This is a genomic window from Paenibacillus taihuensis, assembly GCF_003386535.1.
Classification (GTDB): Bacteria; Bacillota; Bacilli; order Paenibacillales; family Paenibacillaceae; genus Paenibacillus_Z; species Paenibacillus_Z taihuensis.
This window is the reverse complement of the sequence record NZ_QTTN01000019.1, coordinates 113061-122130: the sequence shown is the minus strand read 5'-3', so window position 1 is coordinate 122130 and position 9070 is coordinate 113061. Positions and strand designations below refer to the sequence as shown.

General features: G+C 53.7%; 6 protein-coding genes. 1 reads left to right on the top strand and 5 read right to left on the bottom strand.

Going from position 1 to position 9070, the window contains the following annotated elements:
- Nucleotides 1–396: 396 nt before the first annotated feature.
- The 3 genes from A8990_RS16845 to A8990_RS16835 form a co-directional block, all read right to left on the bottom strand.
- The gene (locus tag A8990_RS16845) at nucleotides 397–909 is read right to left on the bottom strand and encodes a GNAT family N-acetyltransferase (protein ID WP_116190207.1); all 513 of its coding nucleotides are present in this window, start codon (nucleotides 907–909) and stop codon (nucleotides 397–399) included.
- Nucleotides 906–1178 carry a helix-hairpin-helix domain-containing protein gene (locus A8990_RS16840; protein WP_116190206.1) on the bottom strand — a complete coding sequence of 91 codons (273 nt, stop codon included), beginning with the start codon at nucleotides 1176–1178 and terminating at the stop codon, nucleotides 906–908. The genes A8990_RS16845 and A8990_RS16840 overlap by 4 nt, the downstream gene beginning before the upstream one ends.
- Nucleotides 1179–1325: 147 nt before the next feature.
- Nucleotides 1326–2837, bottom strand: coding sequence for a DUF4153 domain-containing protein (locus tag A8990_RS16835; protein WP_116190205.1), 1512 nt, complete (start codon nucleotides 2835–2837; stop codon nucleotides 1326–1328).
- A 145-nt stretch (nucleotides 2838–2982) separates the two neighbouring features.
- On the opposite strand from A8990_RS16835, the gene A8990_RS16830 reads away from it, so the two are divergent.
- The gene (locus A8990_RS16830; RefSeq protein WP_116190204.1) at nucleotides 2983–4788 is read left to right on the top strand and encodes an ABC transporter substrate-binding protein; all 1806 of its coding nucleotides are present in this window, start codon (nucleotides 2983–2985) and stop codon (nucleotides 4786–4788) included.
- 94 nt (nucleotides 4789–4882) lie between these two features.
- Here the strand turns inward: A8990_RS16830 and A8990_RS16825 are convergent, their stop codons facing one another.
- Nucleotides 4883–7300: a glycoside hydrolase family 95 protein gene (locus A8990_RS16825; RefSeq protein WP_116190203.1), complete on the bottom strand. Its 2418-nt coding sequence runs from the start codon at nucleotides 7298–7300 to the stop codon at nucleotides 4883–4885.
- 173 nt (nucleotides 7301–7473) lie between these two features.
- Nucleotides 7474–9030 carry an ABC-F family ATP-binding cassette domain-containing protein gene (locus A8990_RS16820; protein ID WP_116190202.1) on the bottom strand — a complete coding sequence of 519 codons (1557 nt, stop codon included), beginning with the start codon at nucleotides 9028–9030 and terminating at the stop codon, nucleotides 7474–7476.
- Between the last annotated feature and the right edge of the window lie 40 nt (nucleotides 9031–9070).

Sequence of the window (9070 nt, the reverse complement as noted above, 5' to 3'; positions counted from 1 at the left end):
TGACTTCGCATTTTTTTTTCCCCTCCCGCAGACCTCCCCAGATAAGAACGTCATCTTTCTGCCCGCAACCACTGGAGTTTACAAAGATAGCCTTTGGCGACTTGGGATTTCGTCATGTGTTGGTGACTCATCCGGCTAACCCTGCCTCGAATCCAGTTCGTGTACCTTGGCTCGTGCATTTGCCTTAAGCTTCCTTCAGATTCCGCCTCGCGGCGGACACCCTTGCTCTTGGCTAACGGTAGGCGTTCGCCAGCCCCCGTTCGGGACTTTCACCCTAGAGATGACGCCCATGCTGGGCGTACAACAAAGAAGGAGCTGTCCAAGTGGGTAGCTCCTTTCTGATTGTGTTCGCTAAGAGTGGGGCCCTATCACTCCATTTGGTTTACATAACTAATATTATGTAACACTCACTGCAACCGATTTTCCCATCACATAATCATCCATCACAAAACCGTTCCCAATATCCGCAATCTGCTCCCGCACGACCTTAAAACCTTTCTTCTCATAAACCGCAATACTGGACTCATTATAACGGTTGACTGTCAGCCAGATGTGGCTTATTTGCCTCTCCTTACAAAGCTGCTCCAGGAACGTCATCGCTTGACTTGCATAGCCGAGACCACGGTGCTCTTTGGCAATATAGAATTTGCTTAGGAAGAGCTTGCCGTCCTCCTGCTTCACCGACATATATCCGACCGTCGAACCATCCTGCTGCATCACATAATACGCATAGGACTGGTGGTGGATTTGATCCGTCATCGCCTGAATCGACTGGAATTTGCCGATCATGTAATCAATCTGCTCCATCGTAATGATGGATACATAATACTCGCGCCAAATCTCTGCCGCAAACGCAGCGAGTTCAGCGATCTCTTCTGCAGTATGCACCAGTGGAAAGGTAAGCTTCATCGTGTATTCTCCTCTCTCAATCTTCCGTCTTCTGTCACGAGAGCCGCAACTTGACTCTTCGCAAAAGCAAGCCCCTTCGCCTCGAACGCCGCAACGATCAGATCGACTGCTTTCGGTCCGATCCCATGCAGCTTTCTGAACTCTGCTTCACTCATGCTCGAGATGTCGGCTAAGCTGTGCAGCCCTGCATTGCTAAGCGCTCGGAGCGCCGGCTTCGCAAGTCCAGCCGGAAAATCATGATTCGTATTCGCCGTCTCGCTTGATTTCACTCGGCGTTCCCCTCCTCTTCAATCCTACAATTAACGCCATAAAATAACATGAAACTCGCTCTTTCCCCCACATTTTACAGCGCTTAGCCAAACGACGACAGTTAACGATAATTAACGACACTAATTCATTTTAATTAACCCCATTAACTAATCGTCTATATCCCGTGCTCGCTGCTGAGGCCAGCTCCATGATTGCCAGCTGCCGTGTTCAATCGCAGCATTACGGATACTGTCGATAATCGGCGTCAGTGCCGGAAGATCGTTCTGATGTTCCTTCTGCAGCTTCACCAGTGCTGGCAGCGCATCTGGAGATAAGGTCTTCAAGTATTCAAGGTCGATTTTACCCGTGGAGGAATAGCGAATGCTATTCTGCTCCGCAATGATTGCATCGATATTGATATAGTTCATGACCACGTAGGCTGCAACTGCAAGACCGATGTAGGCTTTTGCCAGCGAGAAATGCTCTCTCCAGATTCGGATGAGTGACATAAGTAAGACGAGGCCGAGAAACAGCATAAATCCGTGCACGAGCAATCGTGTTTGCGTGAAGCCGTAAGCTTGTTCGTAGAGCTGCAGCCTGCTGAACGCGGATACGAGCATGACGATCGTGCAGCCGACCAGCAGGCTGAGAGAGATTTTGCGTACCGTCTCCGCCGTCTGCCCTTCCCGCTTCACAAGGTGAAGGCCGCCAAGCAGCAATCCGAGGTTGATGATCGACACGACGACGAGCTGCGCGAAGCCCTGTCTCGCATAATCGGCATAAGCCGCCCCTTCCGGCAGTAATCCGGAAGCAGCACCGAATAAGTAAGAGAATTGAATCGCTGCAAACACGAGATAAACGAGGTTGAAGCATATGAGCAGCGTTTCAGCCGTAATGGGATCGAATAAGAATCGCACCTTGGCCAAACGTGCCGGAGGTGTTTGCAGCTGTTCCCCTGTTCTGCGGAACAATAGCGTCCATAAATAACAGAACGCATACAGCGCAATGGCGAAAGCGGCGATAAGCCGAACGATGCCGTTGCCGATGGAAACATCGCCGAACAAGCTCGGAATCCGGTTCAGTAAGCTTTGAAAAATGCTGTCGGCAGATGCAAGCAGCAAAATTACGATGAGCAGCAGCGGCGCGGCGAGCAGTAACCCGAGTACGATGCGCCGTGCCCTGCTAACAGCCGGACTGCTGGCTTCTGAGATGAAGCCATTAGGCAAGAATCGTGAAGCGAACAGTTCGAAAGGAACGGAAATATACGTAATCGGCTTGAATATCGCCACGTACAAGACATCATGGTAGAATGCCGCCCGGTACCAAGGCTTCGCACTGCTTCTGGTGAGCAGCACCGTCTGTGCGGCAGCGAGCGCCGGAAGAACCACGATGTTCAGGGATTGAAATAACGTATTCGCGAAGAGCACGTAAGTTAGCGACAGAAGCGCGATTGGCAGACAAAGCAGCCATCCGGATTTGGATTGGCCGCGCCACTGATCGAAGCCGCCGATTCTCCCTTGCACGGCATAGAAGTATAATCCATAGAACAATGCCACGAACAGCGGTACATTGATGCCAAATGAATGTCCGATCATTAAATACTGACTGATCAAGCCAAATAGCAACGACAGCAGAGCAATTCGCTCGTATCTGCGTTGCCATGGTGCTGGATCTCTCATGCTCTCACTCCTATGGATTCGCTGCACGGGCAGCAAATTGTAATTTTCCCCCTTTTATTGTAGCCTATAAAATAAGAACAAAAAGTGTAAGATTTCGAAGCGAAATTTCATATTTTATCGAGCCTGCCGCAAAGGAGGGAATGGGATGAAGATTCGGCACCATTATTTGGCGCTCCGCAATCACTTTCCGCAGTTCAAAGAACACGAGCCGCTGGAAACGACGACGCTCGAACTCGCGGAAGCACTCGATTGCACCCACCGCAATATGGTGCTGCTGCTCAAGCGAATGCAGCAGGAGCAGTGGCTGAGCTGGGAGTCGAGGCGCGGGCGCGGCAACCGCTCCGTGCTGCAATTTGTGGCACGCAAGGAAGACATTGCTTTGCAGGAGGCGCAGGAAATCGCCGAGAAGCAAGATTTGCAATCCGCGATTTCGTATTTGCAGGCGATGGATGAAGGCTCGCGCGTGCTGCGGAATCAATTCCAGGAGTGGCTTTCGGGGCGGTTTGGCTTCCATTCGGAGCTGCAGGGCGAGCGCCGCATGGATATTTTGCGGTTTCCGCTGCATCAGACGATTCATTCGCTTGATCCTGCAAGCATTCATTACTCCGGCGAGAGCCATCTCGTGAACCAGCTCTATGACGGGCTCGTCCGGATGAGCGCTTCCGCGGACGCGATTCTGCCGCATCTGGCGCATGCGTGGGAAGTCGATGAGAGCCGAACGGTATGGACCTTCTATCTTCGTAAAGGCGTCCTGTTCCACCACGGAGCTGAGATGCTCGCATCGGATGTGAAATACGCGCTCGAGCGCCTTCAATCACTGGCTCCGAAGGGGTTATTCAACTGGGTCTATATGAAAATCTTCCGTATCGAGACTCCCGATGAACGTACGGTGCGCATGACATTGTCCGAGCCGAACGAGTTGTTCCTCGCTTTCTTGACAACGAATCGCGCGTCTATCGTGCCGGCTCCGGAACGGACAGATGTTGATTTCGAGGAGCAGCAGCCATATAGCAGCATCGGAATGAGTCCGATTGGAACTGGACCATTCCGGCTAGCAGAACATGCGAACGGCGTATTCGTACTCGAGGCGTTCCCCTCGTACTTCCAAGGACGCGGCTTCCTCGACCGGGTTGAAGTATGGACGCAGCCGGAAGGCAAGCCGCTGGACGAAGCTGCGGGGCTAGCTTCCTTCCAAGTGATGCATAACGTGCGGCTATCGAAGTCAGCCGCAAGCCGTTGGCAGCAGGTCCGGCACTCCGGCATGACCTGCAAGTTCATTACCGTGAACGAGCTGCGCGACGGACCGCTCTCGAATGCAGCCGTGCGCGAGGCGGTCGATCTCGCGCTGGACCGTTCGGAGCTGATCACGCGCTTATCCGGCGATGTCATCGAGCGTGCAAGCAGCTTTTGGCCGCATACTAGCGATGCCGCCGCTGATATCGCAGACGCTGAAGCAGTCCGAGCGCGTGTTCGAAGCTCCGGCTACCAAGGAGAGCCAATCGTACTTGCGACGATTCCGCAATACGAGACAGACGCGCTGATGGTGCAGCAAGTATGCGCCAGCGCCGGCATTGCAATCGCCATAAAGCTCATCACCGCGGAGCAGTTCAAAGGCGAGGAACGGCTCAGCGCAGACCTGCTGCTGTTCGCCATCATGCTCGACGAGCATCGCGAGCTGCGGCTCATCGATCTGTACACGAGCATGCAGCATCATAGGAAGCCGCACATGCAGCAGCTGCTGCAGAGCCAGATCGCAAGCATATTGACCGAACGCTCGCCTTCGCGCAGAGCTGCGGCCTTTCTGGAGCTGGAGAAGCAGCTCGTGGAGTCGCACAGCCTGCTCTTCCTGTACCGCAAACATCTGAAGACCGCGTTCCACCCTTCGATTCGCGGCATTTCGCTCGAATCCCTCGGCTGGGTACGGTTCCGCGATATATGGTTTACGCGCTGATCATTGAAACAAAAAGGAGCATGGCCTCATCTCGCTAACCGAGAGAGGCCATGCTCCTTACTTCTTCTTATGAGTGTTGTAAGAGTTATAATCGTTATACGCGCATCAGCACGTACCCTTCGCCAGCAATTGTATCAAAGACGATCCGATTGCCGTCAACAACACGCGTTGGCACTTCTCTTCCGGCAACCGCTGTCTTCACCTTCACCGACAACAGAGCAGCAGGACCATCTTGCTCATTCATCGCAACGGTGCACGGTTCACCGCTAGTTGAAATGATTTCGACCTCCGTCCAGCGGCCTTCCTCCCAGCGGAGGCTGACTTCGAATCCGCCGCGTGCGCGCAGGCCACGAACGTAGCCGGACGGCCACGCGCTTGGCAGCGCAGGGAGCAGCTGCAGCGCGCCTTGATGCGATTGCAGCAGCATCTCCGCAATACCCGCTGTCGCAGCAAAATTACCGTCAATCTGAAACGGCGGATGCGCATCGAACAAGTTCGGATAGACGCCGCCGCCATGATAGCGGAGCGGATCATTCTCTCGAACGATCGTTAGCAAGTTCGAGATTAACCGCAGCGCACGGTCCCCGTCGCCGAATCGGGCCCAAAGCGATATTTTCCAGCCTAAGCTCCAGCCCGTTCCCTCATCGCCGCGCCGCTCAAGCGAGCGCTTCGCGGCTTCAAACAGCTCCGGCTCATCCTCCCCCGTCAGCTGTCTGCCAGGATACACGCCGAACAGATGCGATACGTGACGATGATGCATATCTTCATCCTCGAAATCGCCCTGCGTCCATTCTTGCAGCTGACCATGTCTGCCAATCTGAAGCGGCTTCATCCGCTCCTTCACGGCAGCCAATTCGGCGCTTAACTCCTCATCAACACCTAGAACTGCCGCTGCTTCTTGACAGTTCGTGATCAAGTCCCAGATCAATTCCAGATCCATCGCAGCACCTGCACTTACGGCTGCAACCCCCTCCGCGGTCTGGAACTTATGCTCCGGCGAAGTTGACGGACTCGTCACGAGCATGCCTTCACCGTTATCGATCAGCCAATCGAGGCAGAACAGCGCTGCTCCCTTCATGATCGGATACGCATGCTCACGCAGATAAGCTTCATCACGGCCAAAGGCGTAATGCTCCCACAGATGCTGACTGAGCCATACACCGCTCATCGGCCAACTCACCCAGCTCGCATCTCCTTGACCATAATCCCCGACCGGGTCAGCGCCAGCCCAAATATCCGTATTATGATGCGCCGTCCAGCCGCGCGCTCCATAATTGATTGACGTGGTTCGCGCACCTTTCACCGCCAGATTGCCAATAAAGCTGAGCAGCGGCTCATGGCATTCCGCTAAATTGCAGCTTTCCACTGGCCAATAATTCATCTGGGTATTGATGTTCAGCGTATAGTTGCTGCTCCAAGGCGGCCGCGTCTCCTTATTCCAGATGCCTTGCAGGTTCGCCGGCTGCGTCCCTGTCCGTGAGCTCGCGATCATTAAGTATCGCCCATACTGGAAGAGCAGCTCCACAAGTGCAGCATCTTTCGCTCCGAATTCGGTAATGCGACGATCTGTCGTCATATCGGTTGGTGCAGCAGCCGGACCAAGCTTAAGCTCCACCCGTTCATATAACGACCGGTAATCGGCAACATGCCGCTCGCGCAGTTCCGAATAAGACAACGCAGCTGCCGCTTCCAACGCTGCGGCAACAATAAGTCCCGGCTGCCTGCCTCCGCTGCCTGGCACCAGATCAAACCGCTCGAAGCTTGTCGCCGCGCTCCAATAAAGCGTAACTGTCGTTGCTCCCGCAACATGAAGCCCGTTCGCATCAATTGACCACGAGCCGCCGTCATTTCCCAGATTAACGCTAAGCCCGCCATGCCAAGCGACTGCCCGCGACGATTCAGGATTCTCCGCATAAACAATCGGATTATCCACCGGATAATAGCTTGGTGCAACATACTCCGGCGCTACACCAGCGATGACATAGCTGCTGCCGTCTCCCTTCGTCTCGTAACGGAGCAGGCTATCCAGCTGCGCGCGGAACGACAGGCGCCCTGGCTCGCTTGCTTCAAGTCGCATCACGATGACACCGTCTGGGTGGGATGCGAAGGTCTCGCGCGTATAAACTACGGAGCCTATCGAATACTGGACACGTGAGACTCCTACCGATAAGTCCAATGTACGCACATACGACGTATAGCAATGACCATACTCGAATGTAAGCCGCAGATGGCCTAATGGCAGGTAGGACTGCGTATACGGTCCCATCATTTCCTTGCACAGTTGGTCCGCTTCGACATAACGTTCTTCAGCGACCAGTCTGCGCACCTCTGGGAGCACTTCAAGCGCACGCGGGTTCGTGCCGTCAATTGGAAACCCCGACCATAATGTATCTTCGTTTAATTGCAGCTCTTCTTGCTCGACACCTCCATAGATCATAGCGCCAAGGCATCCATTACCGACTGGAAGCGCTTCCGTCCACACGGTTGCGGGTCTGTCATATTGAAGTTTCAAGTCACTCGTCCCCCTCTCCACATATTGACAATGTAGCTTTTTATCCGAAGGACCGTCAAGCGATTCCGCGCCGCTTACCTTAATTTCATATTTGCATATAAAAAAACAGCCCCGATGAACGCTAGCCGAACAGGCCAGGCAAGATCATCAGAGCTGCTTCAAAAGCACCTATATTAGAACGTCTTCGTCGTCCATGACTCGCAGTTCCATACTTCCGTTACAACTTCGCGATAGAACTCCGGTTCGTGGGAGATCATCAGAATGCTGCCTTTGTATGCCTTGAGAGCACGCTTCAGCTCATCCTTCGCATCGACGTCCAAGTGGTTCGTCGGCTCATCGAGTACGAGCAGATTCGTTTCACGGTTGATCAGCTTGCACAGACGGACCTTCGCCTTCTCGCCACCGCTCAGCACAGCGATTTTGCTCTCGATATGCTTAGTCGTCAGGCCGCATTTCGCAAGCGCAGCACGTACTTCAAACTGATTGAAGGAAGGGAACTCATTCCAGATCTCATCGATACATGTGTTGTAGTTCGCGTCCTTCGCTTCCTGCTCGAAGTAGCCGATGTGCAGCGTCTCGCCAAGCTGTACGGAACCCGAGATCGCCGGAATTTCGCCGAGAATGCTGCGGAGCAGCGTCGTCTTACCGATACCGTTGGCACCGACAAGCGCGATCTTCTGACCGCGCTCCATCCGCAGGTTCAGCGGATTCGACAGCGGCGAGTCATAGCCGATCACGAGATCCGATGTTTCGAAGATGAGACGGCCGGATGTGCGTGCATCCTTGAAGTTGAACTGCGGCTTCGGCTTCTCCTTCGCAAGCTCGATAACATCCATCTTATCCAGCTTCTTCTGACGGGACATCGCCATGTTCCGCGTCGCAACGCTCGCTTTGTTGCGGGCAACGAAGTCTTTAAGATCCGCAATTTCCTGCTGCTGGCGCTTGAACGCGGACTCCAGCTGCTGCTTCTTCATGTCGTACACGTTCATGAAGTGGTCGTAATCGCCGACATAGCGGTTCAACTCTTGATTTTCCATGTGGTAGATCAAGTTGATAACGCTGTTCAGGAACGGAATATCGTGAGAGATGAGAATAAAAGCATTCTCGTATTCGTTCAAGTAACGTTTCAGCCATTCAATATGCTGTTCGTCGAGATAGTTCGTAGGCTCGTCAAGGAGAAGAATGTCCGGCTTCTCGAGAAGCAGCTTGGCGAGCAGAACCTTCGTCCGCTGACCGCCTGAGAGGTCATGAACGTCACGCTCCAGACCGATATCGGTCAAGCCGAGACCGCGAGCCGTCTCTTCGATCTTCGCGTCGATCATGTAGAAGTCCTGGTTCGTCAGCGTGTCCTGAATCGTACCGACATCCTCAAGCATCTGCTCGAGCTCCTCGGGAGTTACCTCGCCCATGCGGCCGTACATGTCGTTCATCTCTTGTTCCATGTCGAACAAGTATTGGAAGGCGCCCTTCAGTACATCGCGGATCGTCATTCCTTTGTTCAGCACCGCGTGCTGGTCCAGGTAGCCGACACGCATCCGCTTGGACCATTCGACTTTACCGTCGTCCGGCTGAAGCTTTCCTGTAATAATGTTCATGAATGTGGATTTACCTTCGCCGTTGGCGCCGATCAGTCCGATATGCTCGCCCTTCAGCAGACGGAACGAAACATCGTTGAAGATGGCCCGATCGCCGAAGCCGTGGCTAAGTCGTTCTACGTTTAATATGCTCATGATTGCACCTTTTCTGCTTAGACTTTAGATTTTCACAGTT

Coding starts and splice junctions, on each gene's coding strand:
- A8990_RS16845 (WP_116190207.1), bottom strand. CDS start 909: ATGAAGCTTACCTTTCCACTGGTGCATACTGCAGAAGAGATCGCTGAA.
- A8990_RS16835 (WP_116190205.1), bottom strand. CDS start 2,837: ATGAGAGATCCAGCACCATGGCAACGCAGATACGAGCGAATTGCTCTG.
- A8990_RS16830 (WP_116190204.1), top strand. CDS start 2,983: ATGAAGATTCGGCACCATTATTTGGCGCTCCGCAATCACTTTCCGCAG.
- A8990_RS16820 (WP_116190202.1), bottom strand. CDS start 9,030: ATGAGCATATTAAACGTAGAACGACTTAGCCACGGCTTCGGCGATCGG.